This window comes from Brenneria uluponensis (assembly GCF_032395385.1).
Classification (GTDB): Bacteria; Pseudomonadota; Gammaproteobacteria; order Enterobacterales; family Enterobacteriaceae; genus Prodigiosinella; species Prodigiosinella aquatilis.
The window spans coordinates 1,778,045-1,800,389 of the sequence record NZ_CP135917.1 but is presented as its reverse complement, the minus strand read 5'-3'; the positions used below and the strand labels follow the sequence as shown (position 1 = coordinate 1,800,389).

Here is a 22,345-nt window from a genome sequence, read left to right as displayed (position 1 = left end):
GGCAGGCATCAGATAGAACCTGTGTTTATTGCTCTTTTTGCCACTCCAGGATTAACGGGCTGGTACCTCACCGGCTTGTTCCTCTGGTTCATTCTCTTGTGCACTACTGAAGGTACAGTGACGTAACGGACGTACGCAGATGGCCAGCAATCCCCCGATCAGAGCAGCGGCGGCACCAAATGACAAGATACTCAGTGCCGGAGTGAGTAACCGTCCCATCATCCCCAGTCCCAATGCTCCCAGAGAATCCCCGCTTACATCCTGCGCGGTACCCAGACTGTTCACCCGCCCCAGCAAGTGATCCGGCGTGTGGCTCTGTATCAGCGTAAATTGCAGCAGAGAAGCGATGGCATTCAGATAGCCATAGCAGACCAGTGCCATTAATGCGGGAAGGATATGCCCAACCAGCCCCAGCGACGTCACCGCCAAAAAAGCGCCTGTAGCACTACCCAGTAGTATCCAGCCCGGCCGCGTCACATGCGATACCCAACCGCTGGTAAAGGCTCCCAGCATCGCCCCCAGCGGGACAGCGGAATACATCAGGCCAACCGCAGAAGGGCCGGCGTGGTAAACGTCATTGGCCAGTACCGGGAAAAGGATACGCATGGCGCCCACAATGCTCACCAGCATGCCAATTAGCACCACACAACCGACCACTTTATTAGTACAGACAAACTGCACGCCACTGACCAGCGCCCGTAGCGGATGCTCCGGCTCACGTGCTCCCGGTTGCAAGGGCGGTAAACGCACCAACGGAATCAATGTGGCCAACGTTCCTATTGCGGCAATGGCGAAATTCCAGCCCACGCCACCTGCAACGATAATCACTCCGCCCAGCGCCGGGGAGAGAATGGCGCCAAGACGCACCGTCAGCATACTCAGCGCCCCTGCGGCAGCGAGGTTTTCACGACCGACCAGCAGCGGAATAACCGCCATTAGCGCCGTCATACCCAACGCACCAAAGAAACCATCCCAGGCGGCCAGCACATAGAGCGCCAACAATGACGGTGAATCAGAAAAAGCATTCATGCTCAGAGCCACAAACCCCAGCCCACAAGTACCACGCGCAAACAGAATCAGCTTGCGGCGATCAAAACGATCGGCCAGCACGCCACCCAGCATCAGACCGATAAACATACCCACGCCATCCAGCGCCACCGCCATACCAACCTGTAGCGTTGACCCGGTCATGGACTGAATTTGTACCGGTACGCCGACTGCCAGCATACCCAGTGCAAATACTGACAACATACGGGCGACAAAGATCGCGCGAAATGGCGCATTGTTTTTCAGCAAGCTGAAATCAAGCAGAATGGACGATTTAGCCATGATTACCTAAACGAAGGTTGAAGGTTATTCATTGACCATACCCTCTGTCAGAGACGGACAGGCAGCTCAATACAAGGTTTATGTCAATGTATTTGATGAAGAACTCATGCTACCATAGCTTATCAATAACATTAATGATAATAATAATCATATAGATTTATATAGAAGAGAGAATGTCATTGGGAATACCACTTCATCAGATTCATCATGACGCTGTCGCGATGCCCCCCCGTTCATATTGTCGTGTTCATACGCGACGCCAGTATGGCGTGGGGATGTGTTTACTGATTATTGTCGTTGTGGTGGCCGCCAGCCTGATACTGGGTGCCAAATCCATTCCACTGGATGTGGTCTGGTCAAGTCTGACGGGTCAGATAACCAACGCAGACAGCACGATTATTCTTGCTGCTCGGCTACCTCGCACTCTTGCCGGTATTATCGTCGGGATAGCGCTGGGTGGCGCTGGCGCCGTGATTCAGGCGCTGACCCGCAACCCGCTGGCCGATCCCGGTATTCTCGGTGTGAATGCCGGGGCCAGTTTTGCCATTGTGATCGGTATTACCGTGTTTGGCATTAACAGCATGGGGTCATGGCTGGGTTTTGCCTGGGCTGGCGTGTTTGTCACCAGTCTGGTGGTGTGGGTTATCGGGACGCTGAGTGGAGGTCGTGTCAACCCGGTACGTTTGACACTGGCCGGCGTGGCGCTAAGTGCCGTATTGATGGGCATTACATCATCTATTTCTCTGCTCAATCCCGAGGCGTTTGATCAACTCCGCTTATGGGAGGCTGGCACGCTGGATATCCGCTCCATGCACAACATCGCGCTGGTCACTCCCGCCATTTTGCTCGGCAGCATACTGGCACTGATAGCGGCCCGGTCACTAAACACCCTCGGCATGGGTGAAGATCTCGCCGCCGCATTAGGCATCCAGGTGATTCTGGTGCGGCTGGTTTCCATCATCGCCATCATGTTGTTGTGTGGTTCAGCCACTGCGTTGGTCGGCCCTATCGGATTTGTCGGGCTGATGATTCCCCATATCGCACGCTGGTGGGCTGGGCCGGATCAGCGCTGGATCCTGCTCTACTCATTCCTGTTCGCCCCTATCCTGCTGCTGAGCGCCGATATTGTTGGTCGTCTGTTGGTGCCGGGGGAGCTGCGGGTTTCAATCATTACTGCCTTTATTGGTGCTCCCGTGCTGATCTGGCTGGTACGGCGGCGTAAAGCCTGAGGAGACACGACATGATTGCTAAAGCGCTGTATTTCAGCACGCCCCGGGACATAATCTGCGGACGCCTATCCAAACGTGTTTTATTAATTAACAGCCTGCTGATTCTGTTAAGCCTGCTGCTGCTGACAGTGGCTATCAGCTACGGCACGTTGCAACTGTCGCCTCTACAGGTCTGGCAAGCCTTCGCCGGTCAGGGTGAGCCTGGAATCATCACCGTGATTACTCAGTGGCGGGCACCGCGCGCCGTGATAGCGCTGCTGTTAGGCGCAGGGTTGGGCATCAGTGGCGGCATTTTTCAGTCGATCATTCGTAACCCGCTGGGAAGTCCTGATGTGGTCGGCTTTAGCACCGGTGCCTATACCGGCGCACTGACGACCATTATCCTGCTCAATGGCAGCTACTATCAAATCGCTGGCGGCGCGGTACTGGGCGGCATGATTACGGCGGTACTGGTTTATTTGCTGGCCTGGCGCGATGGCATCGTCGGTTTTCGACTCATTATTGTCGGCATTGCCATCGGTGCCATTCTGACCGCGTTCAACACCTGGCTGATCATTACCAGCTCGTTGGAACATGCAATGACCGCCGCACTATGGGGCGCAGGGACACTGAATGGCGTCACCTGGACTAAAAGCCAGCCCGCACTACTGTTGGTACCGCTGGCAACCATCGCGGCATTGCTGATGGCTAAACGCCTTCAACTACTGGAAATGGGTGATGACAGCGCACGTGCGCTGGGTGTCAATGCCGAAGCCAGTCGCCTGTGCCTGATGTTGTCTGGCATTATTCTGACTGCCGTAGTGACCGCCACCGCCGGGCCCATTTCGTTTATTGCACTTGCCTCACCACAGATTGCACGCCGCTTGACCTGCGCCAGTTCGATCCCCCTATCCTCGGCGGCTATGATTGGCGCCATTTTGCTACTGAGCGCGGATATTGTGGCCCAGCATACTTTTACCCATATGCAGCTACCCGTTGGGGCTGTCACCGTCAGCATCGGTGGTATTTATCTGATCTGGCTGCTGATTCGTGAATCACGCCATTAACCGTCACTGAAGAGTAGAACATCAATGCCACCTCTCTTGCACGCTTCAAACCTGACACTTGGGTATGACAATAAAATCATTGCGAATGACCTGAGCGTGACCATTCCACAAAATCTGTTCAGCGTCATCATCGGTCCCAACGCTTGCGGTAAATCGACCCTGCTGCGTGCACTGTGCCGACTGCTAAAACCACAGGCGGGGGAAGTGTTGCTGGATGGGAAAAATATTCATCAGATCCCCACCAAAGCTCTGGCACGTCAGCTTGGTTTATTACCGCAACACACTATCGTTCCAGACAACATTACCGTGACTGATCTGGTCGCTCGTGGTCGGTATCCGCATCAGAGTCTGCTTCGTCAATGGAGTCAAGCCGATAGGGAAGCGGTCGAACAAGCGATGATAGCGACAAATGTGAGTGCGCTGGCCGAGCGCAACGTGGATGAATTATCCGGTGGGCAACGCCAGCGGGTGTGGGTCGCCATGGTACTGGCGCAGCAGACACCGCTGTTACTGCTGGATGAACCAACGACCTGGCTGGATATCACACACCAGATTGACTTGTTGGACTTGTTCCGCGAGCTGAATCAACAGCATGGCCGCACACTGATCGCCGTACTGCATGATCTAAATCAGGCCTGTCGTTATGCCGATCATCTGATCGTAATGCATGCCGGACGCGTAATCGCCCAAGGTAAACCGACCGATATCATTAACGCGGAGTTGGTCAAGGAGGTGTTTGGCATGTCCTGTATCATCATTGACGACCCGGTATCTCACACACCGCTTATCGTTCCATGCGGGCGCTATCACTTCGCGCCCGGCAGTCAGCCAGACTGAAAACCTTCCCGTTTTTCTTGCTGGAGGGTTACCACGGAACAACGCTCACCACGGCCCGAGAAAGCGGTTTAACGCTGGCTATAAACATGGCCGGGAAACGAGTTCCCCCGCGACCCGGCCATTGTCAGCACCACTATGCCAGTTCCGAATATTCCGCCAACAACCGATTCAGCAACGGCCCCAGACGCTCCAGCGATGCCGGGGAGAGGATATCAGCATGCTCACAAGGCTGCGGATATAGTGCCAGAGAGCTCACATACGGTGCCCAGGTTGACTGAATATCCATTCCCGCAGGTAGCGTGTGCGTCGCCACAAACAGGGTCGCTTCACCGTGATAATCCGGAGTGGCGGCCTGCGAAAGCAGACGCACTGCATCCTTATAATTCGCCACGATGCTGTTGAACATGGCAGCCTTTTCAGCGCGCAGTTGTGGATCGGTTTCCTCTTCCGCCGCCGCCATAAACGCTGTCTGTTCACGCGCCACTTCGTGACGCGCTTCCTCTTCACTCGGCCCGCTCCAGTCCTGCCCTTCCACCGGATAGGTATCCAGCAATCCCAGAAAAGCCACCCGTTCACCAACCTGCGTTAAACGTGCGGCGATGCCGTGAGCGAGCGTACCGCCCAGCGAATACCCCAACAGGAAATACGGCCCCTGTGGCTGAATGTGACGAATGGTGGCCAGATAGCGTTCGCACATCTCCTCCAGCGAATCACAATCGGCAATCCCACCCTGTGGTCGTGGCGACTGTAAGCCGACCAGCGGATAACGTCCGCTCAGATAACGCAGCAGTCCCGTATATTGCCAGGCAAAGCCCGATGCCGGATGCAGACAGAATAGTGTCGGTCCCCGACCGGCGCGCAATGGCAGAATGTCACCCATCCCCCGGTTTTCCGCTGAATCGGCATCCGTCGTGCCGTCCAACAGTGCAGCGATATTTTCAACGCTACGTGCCACCATGATCTGCCCGACGGATAACGACCGGTTCAGACGACGACGGATGTCCGCCGCCAGACGCATCGCCAACAATGAATGACCGCCCAAAGCGAAGAAATCGTCATCAGCAAAGACCGTTTCGCGTTCCAGTACATCGGCAAATAGCGTCGCCAGTAAACGTTCGCCGTCCGATTTGGGTAAACGTCCGCTATTCTGTGGCGCGGCTGGTGCTGGCAACGCGTTGCGATCCAGCTTGCCATTGGCGCTGAGTGGGAAATTGTCCATTTGCACATAGCTGACCGGCAGCATGTGGGCAGGTAATTGCCGCGCCAGCGCCTGATGTAATGCATCAGTATCCAGAGATATTCCTTCCTGCGGGATCACCCATGCCATCAGTTGGCGGGCATCCGCGCCACGCAAGCGATTTCCGTGTTCCCCCAGTTCCCGGGCGCACACCACCACCTGTGCGATACCGGACTGTGCCAGCAGTTGCTGCTCGATTTCACCCAGCTCGATGCGTTGTCCACGGATTTTTAGCTGATCGTCACTACGACCAAGATATTCCACCGCGCCGTCATCCAGCCAGCGGGCGATATCACCCGTGCGATACATCCGTTCGCCTGACGCAAAAGGATCGGCGATAAAACGGCTCGCCGTCAGATCTGGACGTCGCCAATAGCCTTCCGCCAGTTGCACACCACACAGATAGAGATCACCCGCGACACCAACAGGAACCGGGCGCAGATAGCGATCCAGTATATATAACCGGGTATTCCATACTGGTTTCCCGATCGGAACGCCTGGCGCATAACACCGTGCCAGCGCGTCACCCGACGCAGGCTGATATGTAACGTCTACGGCTGCTTCCGTCGGGCCATACAGGTTATGCAACGGCGCGGCAACCAGCGCTTGATAACTTTCTGCCAGATCTCGCGACAGCGCTTCACCGCTACAAAATACGCGCCTCAAGCTATCGCATCCAACGTCCCGACGCTGGCGCATTTCCAGCGCGCCGACCCAGGCGGCCAGCATTGACGGCACAAAATGCAGGGTAGTGACGGCATAATCGGCAATCAGTTGCAGCAGCGCATCCGGATCGCGATGCGCTTCCGGCGGCGCCATGACCAGACGTGCGCCGGTCATCAACGGCCAGAAGAATTCCCACACCGATACGTCAAAGCTGCATGGCGTTTTCTGCAATACCACATCATCGTCAGTGAGCGCGTAACAATCCTGCATCCACCACAAACGATTAACGATCGCCTGATGGCTAACCACCACACCTTTGGGACGCCCGGTTGAACCGGAGGTATAAATCACATAAGCGGCCTGTCGCGGGTCCACCGCCACCACTGATGATACCGGCTGCGGATCCACCTCCGCCGCCAGCTGATCCAACAGCAGTGTCATGACGAGTGGCGCAAAACGCGACTGTAAGTGACTTTCGGTAATAATCAGCCGGGGTTGAGCGTCATTCACCATTAACGACAGGCGATCATCAGGGTAGCCCGTATCCAGCGGCAACCAGGCGGCACCCGCTTCCAGAATCGCCATCAGCGCCAAACTGAGCCGTACTGAACGCGGCAACGCCACCGCCACGATGTCTCCCGGCCGCACCCCGGCGCTCATCAATCGTTCCGACAGCAAACGGGTTTGTATCCGCATCTGACGGTAAGTCAGTTGATGTTCTCCGTCTACCAACGCCACACGTTCCGGTGTGCGGTACGCCTGTGCGGCCACAGCCTGATGCAGGGTTCCTGCGGGAACGGAATGATCGGTCTGATTGATGGTAGCCAGCAGCGCTTGCTCGTCCGAAGTCTGTAGCGCCCATTCGTTAAGCGGCACTTCTGGTCGTCTAATCAGTTGCTCCAGCAACATCAACAAGCGCTGCGCCAAACGATGGGGCTGCGGTACGTTCGCCCGATACTCCATTAGCAGACGCAAACGTTCGCCGGGTAATACCAGCAGAGTCAACGGATAATGGGTGTAACCACGGTTGTGGATACCGTCACAACGTACCCCCATCGCGCCTTCACCGGGTACACCATGATCAGGGTAGTTTTCCACCACCAACAGGGTATCAAAAAGTGTACCGCTGCCAGCCAATTGCTGAATCTCTCCCAGACCCAGATCATCATGCTCAATCAGTTGAATTTGCTGAGCCTGCAAACCGGATAGCTGGCTTAATAGCGATTGTTGCACATCCAGTCGCACTCGTACCGGCAGCGTATTACTGAATAACCCGACATGCTGCTCCAGACCGTCGATCTGACCGAAGCGCCCCGACACCGGAGAGCCGAAAATGACATCATCAAATCCGCTGTAGGCACTCAATAACACACCCCAGATACCCTGCATCAAGGTATTGAGCGTTAGCCCATGCTGCCGGCAACAACTTACCAACCCCTGTTCGAGCGCGGGTTCCAGCAACAGTTCCAGTTCACTGACCTCACTGGTAGGCGCCGACTCGCCAAACAGCAGGGTCGGACGGACACCTTGCAAAACGCTCTGCCAGTGCTGACGGGAAATGGCGCGATCTCGTGCCACCAGTCGACGAATAACGTCAGAATAGCTGACACAATGCGCATCCAGCGCGGCTTCGCCATGGTGTAATACGGTGAACAGATCGCGCAACAATACCGGTGTCGACCATCCATCCACCACCAGATGGTGGGCGGTAAGAAACAGCGTATAACGTGGTTCATCGGCATGCTGAACCAGCAGTGCATGAAGCATGGCGCCCGGTTGATGAAACAGATCCCGTGCCAGCTCCGCTTTTTCCAGCGCCAGCAACGCTGCCGCCTCGTTCTGTGTGTCCAGTGCCGGCAACGACTGCACATCTAACGACCAGTAAGCCGTGTCATCACGCAGTAACGGTAATAACTGTAACGGTGTCAACGTCTGTTCAGTATCGAAACGGGCCGCCAACTGAGGGTGATGGCGCACCACCGCTTCCAGCGCACGACTGAGATGCGCCGCCGGAAGCGAGCCGCTTAATGACAGACGGGTTAGCGAATTATAACTCCCCGCCGTTTCAGACACCTGGGCATGAAACAGTAATCCGAGTTGTAGCGGCAGAACTGGCAACACATCAGCCAATGGTCCATACGTTCGTGTCAATTGGGCTAGATCGTCGTCCGTTACTCTCGGCAGAGCAACGTCCGCAGCAACCAGTGTGTCAGCCGCCCGCAGGGGATCCTGTTGAGCGAACGCCAGCAGCGTATTCACCGCCTGAGCCATTTCCCGATGCAGTTCATCAATATCGTGTTCGGTAAATATGCTCTCGGCCCACCCCCAGTTAATCGCCAGACGGGAATCTTCCGGGTGCTCATCAACAAAAATATTCACTTCCAGCGCATGGCCCAGACGCATCTGACGGTCTTGCGCCACCGCGAACGCATCACGGAAATGGTGTGGCGTGCGCTGGGGCGTCCATTCGCCCTCCCCGGCAGCAAAGCGCCCCAGGTAGTTGAAGAGGATTTCCGGCGCATACTGTCGCTCCAGTGTAGCCAGCACATTTTCGTTGTCGGTATCCAGATAACGCAGCACGCCGTAGCCAATACCGCGATCCGGCACCGCCCGCAGAACACGCTTTACCGCCCGGATAGCCTGCCAGGGCAGATCATCACCCACGGTGGACCAGCCAATCTGCACCGGATATTCTGCCGTCAGCCAGCCGACCGTACGCGCCAGATCCACACCATGCCCGGCGTCGATACGCCCATGAGATTCCAGCGTGAAACGCAGTTGGGAAACTGTATATCGCCGAGCGCATGCCATGCTCAATGTACACAGCAGCACTTCTTCGACACTGGCCCGATAGTAGCGAGGCAGCACCCCCAGCAACGCCGCAGTTTGCGCCGTTCCCAGCAAAAGACGTTTTTCACACTGTGTGTGCTGACAATCGTATTCACGATCCAGCTCCCGGTGTCCCAGCCTCGGCACCGCGTCTTGCAGCATCGACTGCCAGAATGGCAGTTCAGCTCGCCGCCGTGGCATATCCGCCTGTAGATAGGCTGACCAATCATGCAGGGAGTACTCTTCCGCCGCCAGCGTGATAGCCTGCCCGGCCATTGCGGCATTTGATGCCTGTTGTAATTCGGGCAACAGTACCCGCCACGACACGCCATCCACCACCAGATGATGGATCACCAGCACCAACCCGCAAGACTGGTGTTCGTCTTGCAGCAGCGCCGCCTGAACCATCCGACCGGCGGCAGAATCCAGTTGTTCGATGACTGCTTCAAACGCCAGTTCCGCGCTGGAGGCCAGATCATCGGTTACTGTCCATACACAACCACGTGCCGTGACCTCAATCGGGGGTGTTTCACCAACAATCAGCCGATTGTCGCGAGTAAACGCCGCTAATGCCGGATGCGCTGTAGTCAGTGCGGCCAGCGCCTGCTCGACATGCGTTAGCTGTAACCCGGCCGGCACCTGTAAAAATACACCGTGTGCGAAACAACAATCGACTCCCTGTTGTTGCGCAAACCAGTGCAAAATCGGCAGTCCGTCAATGGCGCCCTGTTGCAGCACCGACGGCAGGGTATTCCCCGCATCAACCGGCTGCATCGCCAATACCATCCGTGCCGGAGTTCGTTGAGCAAAGATTTCCCGTGGACGTAACTGCCAGCCGGCCCGACGCAATAACGTTCCCAACCCCATAGCGGAAATACTGTCGCCGCCCAAGGCGAAGAAATCATCATCGGCTCCCATACGTTCCAGCCCCAGCAACGCGGCAATCGACTGGCAAAGCAGGGCTTCCTGCTCATTTTTCGCCTCACGCCCCTGCGTCAGAGCAACCGGCTGTGGCCGAGGCAACGCCTGACGGTCGATTTTCCCGTTGACGGTCAGCGGTAACGTCTCCATCACCACCAGTACGGACGGCAGCATATACTCGGGTAATTGCGTCGCCAGTTGCGCCAGCAGACCGCCGGAAATATCCGCCGTTGCGCGCAAAGCATCATCCGGCACCGAGCAATAACCAATCAATCGATGTGTGACGCCTATCGATTCCGCAATAACTACCGCGGTACTGACCTGCGGTAGCGCAACCAGCGCATTTTCCACTTCGCCCAGCTCAACCCGGAAACCACGAACTTTAATCTGGTGATCCACCCGCCCGATAAATGCCAACTGACCATCGCTACGCCAGCGCATCAGATCACCGGTACGGTACATTACCTCGCCGCAGCGGAACGGATTGGCCACAAAGCGAGCTGCCGTCAGATCCGGACGACGCAGATAACCCCGCGCGATCCCCGCGCCGGCGATGTATAGCTCTCCCGCCACACCCGGTGGTACCGGCTGTAAACGATGATCCAGCAACCAGACCTCAGTATTGGCGACCGGTCGACCGATTACCGGTTGATCCGCCACCCGAATGCTGGCCCCCAATGTGTCGATGGTATATTCCGACGGCCCGTAGTAGTTGTGAATATCGATCTCCGGATGCTGCTGCATAAGTTGCCACAGCCGTGGTGTGGCCGCTTCGCCGCCAATCATGATGAAGGCCGGTTGGTGATTGTCAGGTTCCAGCAAACCGCTGTCGATCAACTGTGATAAGAATGAGGGTGTGATATCCAGTAAATCGATGGGCATCTGCTTCATGTGCTGCACCAGCGCCCAGGCATCACGACGTAACTCTTCATCGAAAATACACAGTTCACTGCCCAGCATCAGGCAAAACAGCGGTTCCCATGACGAGTCAAACGAGAATGACGCGCTATGACCGGCGCGCATACGACGACCGTGTTGCCGAGAAAATTTTTCAATCGCCGGACCAAACAGCAAGGTGGCATGGGAAAGCAGCAGATTTAGCAACCCACCGTGAGTGCTCATCACCCCTTTCGGCCGTCCGGTTGAACCAGAGGTATAGATCATGTAGGCCAGATGTTCGCTGCGCAGAGTTTCACGACGTTCGGCATTGCTCACCGGTAACGGCGACATGGCATCACATGCAGCCCGTACCACAGCATCATCCAGATATAACCTCTGCGACAGTTCCGGCAGTTGCGGCGCAACCGCTCGATACGTCAGCAGCAGCACCGGTCTGGCATCCTCGCACATCAGCATCAGACGTTCTCGTGGATAATCCAGATCCAACGGCATATAGGCGGCACCGCTGGCCAGTACACCGAAAATAGCCACCAGAGAATCCACCGAGCGAGGAATACCGATCGCCACCACATCTTCAGATCCCACGCCCTGATCTATCAATACCCTCGCCAGCCGCATCACTCTGGCCGACAACTCCTGGTAGCTGAGCCGCTCATCGCCACAGATCAACGCTACCGCATCCGGCTGTTTTACTACCTGCTGTAAAAACATATCCAGTACGGATTCCACGCCGGAAGGCATACTCAGGAGTGGACCGCTGCCCCAACCAGCAACACGCTGTCGCTCAGCGTCGTTGATCAATGGCAGTAGACCAATCGCCTGTTGTGGTTGCTGCACCAATTGATGCAGCAGGTAATCGATACGCTCGGCATGCCATTGCAGCGTCTGCCGATCATAACGTGTCGGATTGGCCACCAGCTCCAGATGAAGTGTGCCGTCATGGAAACCGAGCTCAAATTCCAGATCGTCGATCGGCCCCATCGCTAATGTATGAGTGACGGCAGGTACCCCATTCAGCCGCAGTTCAGTGTTATAGATCTTGAAATTGATAACCGGGCCATACAATTCTTGGCTGCTGCCCACCAGGCCAAGGTCACGCCGCAGTTGTTCCGCCTCATAACGTTGATGGAGACGTACCGTCTTGATCTCACGCACCAATGCCAGTGTAACGTCGATCAGCGTCATATCCGGTTGCAGAGTCAGTTGCAGCGGCAATACGTTAACCACTGGGCCCGTGGCGCATAACGCCTCCGAACCCATACGCCGCATAAATGGGAAACCCACCGACAAACGTGATTCCCCGCTCATTCGGTAGAGGTAGACATATAACGCCGCCATCACGATCTCTGCCGGCTGTACCTGCTGTAACCGCGTATCGCATTTCAGTGCATCAAACAGTGACGCATCGACTGATAAATGTTGATGTAGCGTGCGGGTTCCTTCAGGTACCGGATCGCATACTTCTGTCGCCAGCGAGACTGGCGTGGGTAAGTCACTGGCATGTTGCTGCCAGAATGCAGCGGCGCATTGATAAGCCGGTGTGTTCTGCCAGTGCTGATATTCCTCTACCACCCGCACGAATGGGACAAATGGCGTGTCGGCGGGTTGTCGTCCGCGACACAGCGCATTATAGATATCCACAATACGTCGGGTCAGCGCATCAAAAGCGAAACCATCCAATTGCAGATGATGGAAGCGCTGATACCAAAACCAGCGTTCGGGATAGTCTGAAACGCGTATCACGACCTGACGATATAACGGACGCTGCCCATCAGCCGACAGTTCAGCGGCGAGGTCGTCAGCCATCAGCGCACGTGCGGTAGCCTCGCCTTCCGCCTCTTGACTCACGTCCAGCCATTCCGGGGCGATAACCTGCTGCGGCGTCCATCGTCGGGGAATGCGCTGTAACGGCGTACCCTCATCGTCCAGATAAAAACAGGCATGAACCGTATCCGCCTCCGCCAATCCCTGACGAATGGCGGCATCAAGACAGCGACGATCCAGACTCCCGCACAATTCAACAGCATGCGCCACAGTAAACGTATTACGTTGGCTAGCGATTTGATCAGCAATCCAGATGCCAGGCTGGGCGGCAATCAGGGGCAGTTCCAGATATTCCGCCTGAACATCAGGCGTTAACATTGTTTCAGACACGTTGTTTTCCTTACTTCGCAACGGGGAAATATCGCAATACCGGCTGATGATTCACGCTTTCAGCGTTCAGTCACCGATATGGTTTTCAGGTCAGCCGGTCGCATGTCGAGCCAGTGATTTTCGATGTACTCAATACAAGACGCTCGCGATTGTGGTCCGAATATCCTTTCCCACCCCGTGGGTAATGCCGCGAATACCGGCCACAGGCTGTATTGCCGACGTTCATTCATCAGCACTGAAAAGACCAAGCTTTCATCATCAAACGGGTTTTGCTGTTCCTGATGCATTCATATCACCTCATCTGTTGGTTTCATTCCTATCCGGCCACATCAGCCAGCAACCAGCGAGTGCCATCAATCAGGCCACCGCGCCAGCAGAGCGCATCATGACCACCGGCGTAGACGCGGTAATTCACCCGATGTCCGGCGGCGACCAGAGCCTGGTTCATCTGCTGATTGACAAAATCAATATCTTGTTCACGATCACCCGCTTCCTGAAAGATGGTCAGTGGCGTTTGCGCGCCGACACCTTGTCGTACCTGTTCCACCAGCCAACCGGGTTCATGACTGTCGCACGCGTTAAACTGGGTGATGAACTTCAGATTCGGCCACCAGAACGAACCGGATTGGGTCAGCACCCGACCAAATCGGTGTGGCCAGTGCAAACCGGCATACAGCGCCGCCAGGCCACCATAACTTTGGCCGGCTACCACGGTTCGCTGCGGATCATCGCTAAAAGAGGTGTGCTGTGCCGCTAACGGCAGCAGCTCGGTCTGAACGGCCTGCCAGAAATTTGCGTTGCACGTCAGCTCCCGCTCACGACAATCCATGTCAATCACATCAATGAATAACCAAACTGCTGGCGGTAACTGGCCATTGGCCGTTTCTACCTCCAGTGCGGAGTACAGTGGTATTTCCTCGGCCCAGTTCTGTCCATCCAACACAATAACCAGTGGGCGCTGCGCCAGTAGTTCAGTATCACCCGTGCTATACAGCCAGATACGTCGCTGATTACGCAGTTGTAGGCTTTCCCATTGAAAAATCTGCAACCGCCGACGGTCCGGCGCGGTTGCTTGCCCCTGATCCAATGCCAGCCATGCCTGTTGAGGCGGGGCATACGGCATATGAGCCGCAGAAAGAGACTCGCCCCAATGGGTGAGATGTGGTTGTAGTGGATTAAGCGGATCGGCAATGGCATGCGGAAACAATGAGCACCACCACTCGCGTTGTTGCTGGCAACGTTGTTGATGATCACCGCTAAACGCCGGCGGCAATTGCTTCCCGGTAATCGGAATCAAGCTGTAACTTCCGCGCCAATCATTTTCAATATCCAGTGACCAATACCAGACATCCGTTCCGGCCAGACGCTGCAAACTTTGCGGCTGAAAACTGTGGTGGTCAGTAACACCGTTGACATCAATGTAAACCTGCTGAATGGCGGACTGCCGTTCATCTCCGGCAGGATCGCGCCAAAAGAACGTCACTCGCACTCGTTTCCCATCCAATGATTCCACTAACGGCGTACCCATACTGGCGATACCACGCCACCAGTTTTCCACCCCCGCCGTCGGCGATGAAATGAGTTCTGCTGCGCAACCCGACGACTGCGTTTCTGACATGTAAACCTCCCAGGTTATGGCCTCTTCAATTTGCTTACACTTAGTTAACAAAACTAATGATTTATATAAAAACACATAGTCAGACACACAAAAACAAATAATATTGAGAATTATTTACATTTGCAATAAGATGACGACCTCTCTTTTCATGAGAGTGAGAAACCAACGTGGTTTACGGGCTACCAATCTGAAAATTCATACCACACGCTAATCGCGTGAGGTGATTAACGTGGATTTTCGGCACATGCCATAACCGACATGGTTCAAAACAGCTGATGTATTTAAAACAATGCCGTCTTCTGAAGGGATCACTACATGTTTAAAACGACAAAAAAACCATTAGAAAATATGATGTTTTTGCACACCGATAATCGCAGCATGCCGCTTGTTTTGGCGTCTGCTCTGCTCATGACGCCGCTGGCGCATGCTGCGGTAGCAGCTAATACAGCAAACACCAGCGACACCATTGTTGTCAGCGCTGACACTACAGAAAGTGTTACCGCACCACTGCAAGGGATCGTGGCCAAAGAGAGCGCCTCAGGCACCAAGACCAATACCCCACTGGTGAAAACACCACAGGCCATCAGCGTGGTAACCCGTGACCAGATGGACGCACAGGCGGTTTCCTCGGTAGCAGACGCCTTTAACTACTCCAGCGGTGTCGTCACCAACTATCGGGGTTCTTCCAACCGCAATGATGAAGTTATCTCCCGTGGCTTCCGCTATACCGCCAAATTTCTTGATGGCCTGAGTTATGGTCTGAGCGGCCAGGGCGCCGCACTGGGTAAAATTGATCCCTGGTTGCTGGAACGTGTCGAGTTAGTGCATGGTCCGGCGTCAGTCCTTTACGGACAGGTAAATCCCGGTGGGATGATCAACATGACCAGCAAACGCCCGACGGCTGAAGAGATCCACAAAATACAGTTCAGCACAGGGAACCAGCATCTGGGCGAGGCGGCGTTTGATTTTGGCGGCGCGTTAAATGACGATAAAACGCTGCTTTACCGTTTGAACGGTATCGCCAGCACCAAGCATGAATTCGTCAAGGACTCCAAACAACAACGGGTAGCGATTGCGCCAGCGATTACCTGGCTACCAAACGCCGATACCAGTTTTACACTGCTGACCAGCTACCAGGATGACCCGAAGGCTGGATTCCGTAACTTTCTGCCAGCCTACGGCACAGTCTTGGGAAACAGTACCGGCACGGTACCTTATGATCTGAATGTCAGTGATCCGAACTATAACCAGTCAAAGCGGGAACAAACCTCAATAGGGTATATCTTCGATCACTCCTTTAATGACGTATTCTCCTTCCAACAAAACGTCAGATACAGCCAGTTGAATGAAAAATATAAGTATCTCGTTTACACCACCGGGGGTTCAGAAACCAGCACGATACTATCCCGACGTCAGCAACGGGAAGAGACTGAGGTCGATGAATTCGGCGCGGATAACCAGCTAAAAGCAAAGTTTGATACCGGTGAAGTCAAACATACCGCTGTTGGTGGTCTCGACTATAAATGGCAAAATCGTGACTATAAGTACTGGCGATTGGGGGGCAGTCAGTATGATTTTGACTGGGCTAATCCTGTTTATGGCGGGTCTGCCATTGTGGATGACAGTGCATTGAACCTCATGACCAGCACCAAGAAAAAACTGACTCAAGTCGGGGTCTACCTGCAAGATCAGTTGGAATGGAACCGCTGGAATCTGCTGCTGTCTGGTCGTCATGACTGGAGTGAAGTCCGCACACTGGATCGCACAACTGACAGCACAACCCAGCAGAATGACCATAAGTTTACCGGTCGTACCGGCCTGCTGTATGCCTTTGACAACGGCATTTCTCCTTATATCAGTTACAGCACTTCGTTTGAGCCCAACCTGGATAATGGCGCCCCTGGCTCCGATCCATTCAAGCCCACGACCGGCGAACAAAAAGAGGTCGGAGTGAAATTCCAGCCCAAAGGCAGTAACACACTACTGACCGTATCACTGTTTGATATCACCCAGAAAAACATTACCTCTTACAACAGCGTGCTTGGTTATAACGAACAAATCGGCAAAGTAAAATCCAAAGGGGTGGAAACCGAGGTACATGCGCAACTGACGCCGGAAATCAGCCTGATGGCGGCATATACCTATACTGATGCGGTCACCAAGGAGAGCAACACCGCCAACCAGATCGATAAGAGCCCGTCATCAATTCCTCGCCATACCGCGTCAGCCTGGGGCAGCTACCACTTCCTGGACGGCGCGTTGAAAGGCGTTACCGTTGGCAGCGGTGTGCGTTATATCGGCACCAGTTATGGTGATAACGCCGAGAGTTTCAAGGTTCCCTCATATGCCTTGTATGACGCCATGGTCCGTTACGATCTGGCCGAAGCGTCGCCACACCTGAAAGGGGCGGCGGTACAGCTCAACGTCAATAACCTGGCAGATAAACATTATGTCGCGTCCTGTAGCGGCACTACCTCCTGTTTCTATGGCAGTGGTCGTAGCATTGTCGCCACCGTCAGCTACAGCTGGTAACCCATAGTTATAACGCCGGGGCACGACGCCCCGGTCTGAAGGGCAGGCGCGGATAGCGTTGCACCGTGTCCTGAAGAAGTCACATGCACTAACCGTCGTTCATTTATCTGTAATCGGTACATTTACCTATAGAAATGCGAATCGCACCTGCTGCGATGCTCATTTAACAGACATAAGGAACAAACCGTGTCTATTCAATCTGCTCAGCCTTTATTTGCTCACTCCTCGTCTCTGGATATCAGCGATCTTCATCATGACGATTTTCTTTTCCTGTCACCCGATAAAAGTCTGCATACTCACGGATGTTATGCGTCACTAACGCACCCGGTTGATGATGGCGCGATGCTCAACGGCCATTTTCAGCATCAGGTTCGTCAGTTATTCGCCCAGGCACACCGCGATGGTATTGAAAAACCGCTGATTGTTGGTGCTATCCCTTTTGATAAAAAGCAGCCAGCCAATCTGTTTATACCACAGCGTCAACACTGGTTTTCGCGCGATACGCTGGCAACCGGTGCACAAACAGAAGCGGCTATCCGTATCCGTCAGCTGCGCCAAATACCGGCCAACGCAGACTTTTGCCAAATGATCCGTGAGGGTGTTAATGCCACCCGCAGTGGCATACTGGATAAAGTGGTACTTTCCCGCCTGCTGGAGATAGAAACCGATCAGCCGCTAGACTCAATCCACCTGTTATTACAGCTTAATCAGCAGAACCCCGGTAGTTATAACTTTCATGTGCCGCTGGCTCAGGGCGCGCTGCTGGGAGCCAGCCCGGAACTCTTGTTACATAAACAGGGCAATCACATCACCTCTCAGCCCTTGGCCGGTTCCGTCCGCCGTAGCGAAGATTCCGGCGAAGATAGCCAACTGCGCCAATCATTGCTGGATTCAGCCAAAGATCGTCACGAGCATAGCCTGGTAATCAGAGAGATGCGGCACGTGCTGGCCCCTCGCTGTCGCACATTACAGATACCGGGAACCCCTTCTCTACTCAGCACGCCAGTGCTGTGGCATCTGGCGACCCACATTATCGGTGAAGTCAGTGATCCACTGGAGAATGCACTGTCGATCGCCTGTCTGTTGCATCCGACGCCGGCGTTATGCGGTGCGCCATATCAGCAGGCTAAAAACCTGATCGACAAACTGGAACCGTTTAACCGTGAACGCTTCGGCGGCATTGTCGGATGGTGTGATGCACAAGGTAATGGTGAATGGGTGGTGACCATCCGCTGCGGTGAAGTGCATAAGAACAGCATCAGACTATTTGCCGGTGCCGGTATTGTGCCAGACTCACAGCCCACGGCGGAGTGGCACGAAACCGGCGTCAAATTAAGCACCATGTTGCGCGCCTTTGGTCTGAGGCAGGATGAGGAGTGTGCGGCATGAGTATTGAATTCACTCGCTGGCCGGCAGAGCGGGAACAACGCTACCGGGAACGTGGATATTGGATCGATTTGCCACTGTGCGATATTCTTGATCGTCAGGCCAACAACGATGCTATCGCCCTGATCTGCGGTGAGCGGACGTTCAGTTACCGCCAGCTACACCAATCTGCCAATCGTCTGGCTTCCGCGCTTCTGCGCCGCGGGGTGCAACATGGGCAAACCGCACTGGTACAATTGGGGAATATCGCCGAATTTTACCTGACCTATTTCGCACTGTTACGCGCTGGTATAGTGCCGGTGAATGCCCTGTTCAGCCATCAGCGCAGTGAACTGAGTGCCTATGCCGAACAGATCACCCCGGCATTACTGATCGCCGATCGCAGTCACAGCCTGTTTCACGATGACAGTTTCATTCAGGAATTACAGCAGCGTTACCCTTCCCTGCAACACATTATACTACGTGGCGATAATGGCTCCCCCGACGATCTGACGATATTGCTACAGGCAGAAACGCCTATATTGCCAACCGCCCCTACGTCGGCTGACGATGTCGCCTTTTTCCAGCTTTCCGGCGGGAGTACCGGCACGCCCAAGCTGATCCCACGTACGCACAACGATTACTACTACAGCATTCGTGCCAGCGTGGAGATCTGCCATTTTGATCACCATACCCGCTACCTGTGTGCCTTACCGGCAGCCCATAACTATCCGATGAGTTCACCGGGAGCATTGGGCGTATTTTTCGCCGGCGGCAGCGTGGTGATGGCGAGTGATCCCAGTGCCACCAGCTGTTTTCCACTCATTGAACGTCATCAAATTAATGTCACCGCGCTGGTACCGCCGGCCGTCACGTTATGGCTGGAAGCCATCGAACTATGCGGGAACAACACCCCGCTACACAGTCTCAGGCTACTGCAAGTCGGTGGCGCTCGCTTGAGTGAAGCGCTGGCCAGACGTATTCCGGCCTGCATCGGCTGCCAGTTACAGCAGGTTTTCGGTATGGCGGAAGGTCTGGTGAACTATACCCGGCTAGATGACGATGAAACTCATCTGTTCACTACGCAAGGGCGTCCTATCAGTGAGGATGATGAAGTGTGGGTCGCCGATGACGAGGGAAATCCCTTGCCATACGGGCAAGTGGGTCGACTGATGACCCGCGGCCCTTATACCTTCTGTGGTTACTATCGCAGCCCGCACTACAATCATCAAGTTTTTGATAAAAAAGGATTTTACTGTTCTGGCGATCTGGTTATCCAGACAGAAAACGGTTACTTGCAGGTTGTTGGCCGGGAAAAGGACCAGATTAATCGTGGCGGAGAAAAAATTGCCGCAGAAGAGATTGAAAACCTGTTGTTACGCCACCCTGGGGTGATAAACGCCGCGCTGGTGGCAATTCCGGATCCATTGATGGGTGAAAAAAGCTGTGCCTTTATCGTCGCCCGCGAAAACATCAAACCCGTGGCTCTACGTCGCCATCTGCGAGAACAAGGTATTGCCGACTATAAATTGCCGGATCGTTTTGAACATATCTCGTCATTGCCCGAAACACCGGTAGGCAAAGTTGATAAACAGCGGTTGCGCCAGCTCGCACAAGCAGCGCGCTCAACCTTAATTGCAGGAGAATAACCCATGAGCATCCAGAAACTGACTGACTACCCCCTTCCCACATCCGGTGAACTGCCTGGCAATAAAGTGAACTGGCCATTGGAACCACAACGAGCCGCGTTGCTGATTCATGATATGCAGGACTACTTTCTGAATTTCTGGGGCGAAAACAGCGCGCTGACCACTCAGTTGATTCAGAATATTGTGCGCCTGAAACGCTTTTGCCGTCAGCAAGGTATCCCGGTATTTTATACCGCCCAACCCAATCATCAACACGATGCCGACCGAGCCTTGCTCAACGATATGTGGGGACCAGGTATCAATCGCTATCCCGAACAACAAAAAATTGTTGCGGCCCTGACGCCGGAAATCACCGATACCGTACTCGTCAAATGGCGCTACAGTGCGTTCCAGCGATCCACGCTGGAACAACAGCTCAGTGATGCCGGTTGTAATCAGCTGATGATATGTGGTGTCTATGCGCATATCGGTTGTTTGACCACAGCCAACGACGCCTTCATGCGAGATATCAAACCCTTCATGGTCGCCGATGCACTGGCTGATTTCTCGCGAGAAGAACACATGATGGCGCTGCGCTATACCGCAGGTCGTTGCGGATGTGTGATAACCACCGATCAGTTGCTGGCAACCACACCATCCCCCATGAGTTACAGCCCATCACGCCTGCGAGCCGAGTTACTGCCACTGCTGGATGACGATAGCGCCGACATTGGCGATGATGAAAACCTGCTCGATTACGGGTTGGACTCCGTGCACATTATGTCGTTGGTCGCGCGTTGGCGACAGGCTGGTCACGACCTGGACTTTATCTCGCTGGTGAAAAAACCCACCATTAGTCACTGGTTGTCGCTGCTCAATGCCCTACAACGGGAGGAAGCATGAACCAACAGCTCGATTTTCGTGGTAAGCAGGTATGGGTAACCGGTGCCGGACGTGGTATAGGCTATGAAATCGCCTGCCGTTTCACCCAGGCCGGAGCAAACGTTATCGGTTTTGATCTGGCGTTTCCTGATTACGATACCCCTTTTACGCCCTGGGTGCTGGATATCAGTGATGCTGCCGCAGTCGCCGACAGCTGTGGCGAGTTACTGATGCGAACGCCCCGCCTGGACGTTTTGATCAATGGGGCCGGCATTCTGCGCATAGGCGCGACTGAAATACTCAGCCAGCAGGACTGGCAGGCGTGTCTGTCGGTCAATGCCGGCGGCGCGTTCAACCTGTTTCAATCCGTCATTCCCCAGTTCCAACAACAACGTAGCGGGGTCATTGTTTCCATTTCATCCAACGCCGCGCATGTTCCCAGAGCAGGTATGGCGGCGTACTGCGCCTCCAAAGCCGCGTTACGCAGCTTATGTCTGACAGTAGGCCTGGAACTGGCCCCCTATGGTGTCCGTTGTAATCTGATCTCTCCGGGCTCGACAGATACGCTGATGCAACGCGGCTTGTGGCACTCCCCCACGTCAGAACAAGACACCATTACCGGGTTCCCCACACAGTTCAAGCTGGGTATTCCGCTGGGAAAAATTGCCCATCCGCGAGATATCGCCAACGCGGTTCTGTTTATGGCATCCGACCTGGCCGGCCATATCACATTGCAAGATGTGGTGATTGATGGTGGTGCAACACTGGGTGCCTGATCATGTACCACCGCACACCATGGCTGGCGGTGGACATAATCACAGCGGCACGGAATATCAGGCACCGTATTCAAATGTGGAAGGTACAGATGTTCAACCAGTAGAACATATTGTGCTGTATTTCAATATTCACGACGGCGGTCATTGGCTGACAAATAACGTCAAATATCGTTATCGGCATCAGAAATATACCGAGAATTTTACTATTCCCCGAGCATCATCCGGCAGAATTTTAACAACTATCATGATCAACGGTTCCGAAGCCGGAACCGGCAGTAACTAATTCTGTACAGAATAATTCAGTTTTCATACACTGCATGAAGTTGTTTATTTTCATTCTTGAAAATGATGATAGTAACAAAACAGTAATATATTTGCTTTATATAATAAGGCAAA

13 protein-coding genes are annotated in these 22,345 nt (G+C 54.4%); 9 read left to right on the top strand and 4 right to left on the bottom strand.

What is annotated here, in order from left to right:
* Window positions 1-51: 51 nt before the first annotated feature.
* Complete coding sequence (gene entS / locus RS889_RS08250; RefSeq protein WP_315710200.1) at window positions 52-1,329, bottom strand: enterobactin transporter EntS; 1,278 nt, start codon at window positions 1,327-1,329, stop codon at window positions 52-54.
* 221 nt (window positions 1,330-1,550) lie between these two features.
* Between entS and fepD the strand changes: the two genes are divergently transcribed.
* The 3 genes from fepD to RS889_RS08235 are packed head-to-tail and all read left to right on the top strand — an operon-like array spanning window position 1,551 to window position 4,441.
* The gene (gene fepD, locus RS889_RS08245) at window positions 1,551-2,558 is read left to right on the top strand and encodes a Fe(3+)-siderophore ABC transporter permease (protein ID WP_315710954.1); all 1,008 of its coding nucleotides are present in this window, start codon (window positions 1,551-1,553) and stop codon (window positions 2,556-2,558) included.
* Between the two features lie 11 nt (window positions 2,559-2,569).
* Window positions 2,570-3,604, top strand: coding sequence for an iron-enterobactin ABC transporter permease (gene fepG / locus RS889_RS08240; protein WP_315710199.1), 1,035 nt, complete (start codon window positions 2,570-2,572; stop codon window positions 3,602-3,604).
* A gap of 24 nt (window positions 3,605-3,628) precedes the next feature.
* Window positions 3,629-4,441, top strand: coding sequence for an ABC transporter ATP-binding protein (locus RS889_RS08235; RefSeq protein ID WP_315710198.1), 813 nt, complete (start codon window positions 3,629-3,631; stop codon window positions 4,439-4,441).
* Window positions 4,442-4,574: 133 nt separating this feature from the next.
* Here the strand turns inward: RS889_RS08235 and RS889_RS08230 are convergent, their stop codons facing one another.
* The 3 genes from RS889_RS08230 to fes are packed head-to-tail and all read right to left on the bottom strand — an operon-like array spanning window position 4,575 to window position 14,766.
* A complete protein-coding gene (locus tag RS889_RS08230; RefSeq protein WP_315710197.1) occupies window positions 4,575-13,148 on the bottom strand; it encodes a non-ribosomal peptide synthetase in 8,574 nt (2,857 codons plus the stop codon).
* A gap of 59 nt (window positions 13,149-13,207) precedes the next feature.
* Window positions 13,208-13,435: an MbtH family protein gene (locus RS889_RS08225; protein ID WP_315710196.1), complete on the bottom strand. Its 228-nt coding sequence runs from the start codon at window positions 13,433-13,435 to the stop codon at window positions 13,208-13,210.
* Window positions 13,436-13,464: 29 nt separating this feature from the next.
* Entirely contained in the window at window positions 13,465-14,766 is a 1,302-nt protein-coding gene (fes, locus tag RS889_RS08220) for an enterochelin esterase (protein WP_315710195.1), read from the bottom strand.
* Window positions 14,767-15,081: 315 nt separating this feature from the next.
* Between fes and RS889_RS08215 the strand changes: the two genes are divergently transcribed.
* The 6 genes from RS889_RS08215 (at window position 15,082) to RS889_RS08190 (ending at window position 22,232) form a co-directional block, all read left to right on the top strand.
* Entirely contained in the window at window positions 15,082-17,298 is a 2,217-nt protein-coding gene (locus RS889_RS08215) for a TonB-dependent siderophore receptor (protein WP_315710193.1), read from the top strand.
* A 186-nt stretch (window positions 17,299-17,484) separates the two neighbouring features.
* Window positions 17,485-18,687, top strand: a complete 1,203-nt coding sequence (locus tag RS889_RS08210; RefSeq protein ID WP_315710191.1) for an isochorismate synthase — start codon at window positions 17,485-17,487, stop codon at window positions 18,685-18,687.
* Entirely contained in the window at window positions 18,684-20,312 is a 1,629-nt protein-coding gene (locus RS889_RS08205) for a (2,3-dihydroxybenzoyl)adenylate synthase (protein WP_315710190.1), read from the top strand. Before RS889_RS08210 ends, RS889_RS08205 begins: the two co-directional genes overlap by 4 nt.
* A gap of 3 nt (window positions 20,313-20,315) precedes the next feature.
* The gene (locus tag RS889_RS08200) at window positions 20,316-21,194 is read left to right on the top strand and encodes an isochorismatase family protein (protein ID WP_315710189.1); all 879 of its coding nucleotides are present in this window, start codon (window positions 20,316-20,318) and stop codon (window positions 21,192-21,194) included.
* Window positions 21,191-21,949: a 2,3-dihydro-2,3-dihydroxybenzoate dehydrogenase gene (dhbA, locus tag RS889_RS08195; protein ID WP_315710188.1), complete on the top strand. Its 759-nt coding sequence runs from the start codon at window positions 21,191-21,193 to the stop codon at window positions 21,947-21,949. Before RS889_RS08200 ends, dhbA begins: the two co-directional genes overlap by 4 nt.
* A complete protein-coding gene (locus RS889_RS08190; protein ID WP_315710187.1) occupies window positions 21,924-22,232 on the top strand; it encodes a hypothetical protein in 309 nt (102 codons plus the stop codon). The genes dhbA and RS889_RS08190 overlap by 26 nt, the downstream gene beginning before the upstream one ends.
* The last annotated feature ends 113 nt before the right edge of the window (window positions 22,233-22,345 follow it).

What these genes read in the sequence shown, in the direction of transcription:
- entS (WP_315710200.1), bottom strand. Translation starts at nt 1,329, where the DNA reads ATGGCTAAATCGTCCATTCTGCTTGATTTCAGCTTGCTGAAAAACAAT.
- fepD (WP_315710954.1), top strand. Translation starts at nt 1,551, where the DNA reads ATGCCCCCCCGTTCATATTGTCGTGTTCATACGCGACGCCAGTATGGC.
- fepG (WP_315710199.1), top strand. Translation starts at nt 2,570, where the DNA reads ATGATTGCTAAAGCGCTGTATTTCAGCACGCCCCGGGACATAATCTGC.
- RS889_RS08235 (WP_315710198.1), top strand. Translation starts at nt 3,629, where the DNA reads ATGCCACCTCTCTTGCACGCTTCAAACCTGACACTTGGGTATGACAAT.
- RS889_RS08225 (WP_315710196.1), bottom strand. Translation starts at nt 13,435, where the DNA reads ATGCATCAGGAACAGCAAAACCCGTTTGATGATGAAAGCTTGGTCTTT.
- fes (WP_315710195.1), bottom strand. Translation starts at nt 14,766, where the DNA reads ATGTCAGAAACGCAGTCGTCGGGTTGCGCAGCAGAACTCATTTCATCG.
- RS889_RS08215 (WP_315710193.1), top strand. Translation starts at nt 15,082, where the DNA reads ATGTTTAAAACGACAAAAAAACCATTAGAAAATATGATGTTTTTGCAC.
- RS889_RS08205 (WP_315710190.1), top strand. Translation starts at nt 18,684, where the DNA reads ATGAGTATTGAATTCACTCGCTGGCCGGCAGAGCGGGAACAACGCTAC.
- RS889_RS08200 (WP_315710189.1), top strand. Translation starts at nt 20,316, where the DNA reads ATGAGCATCCAGAAACTGACTGACTACCCCCTTCCCACATCCGGTGAA.
- dhbA (WP_315710188.1), top strand. Translation starts at nt 21,191, where the DNA reads ATGAACCAACAGCTCGATTTTCGTGGTAAGCAGGTATGGGTAACCGGT.
- RS889_RS08190 (WP_315710187.1), top strand. Translation starts at nt 21,924, where the DNA reads ATGGTGGTGCAACACTGGGTGCCTGATCATGTACCACCGCACACCATG.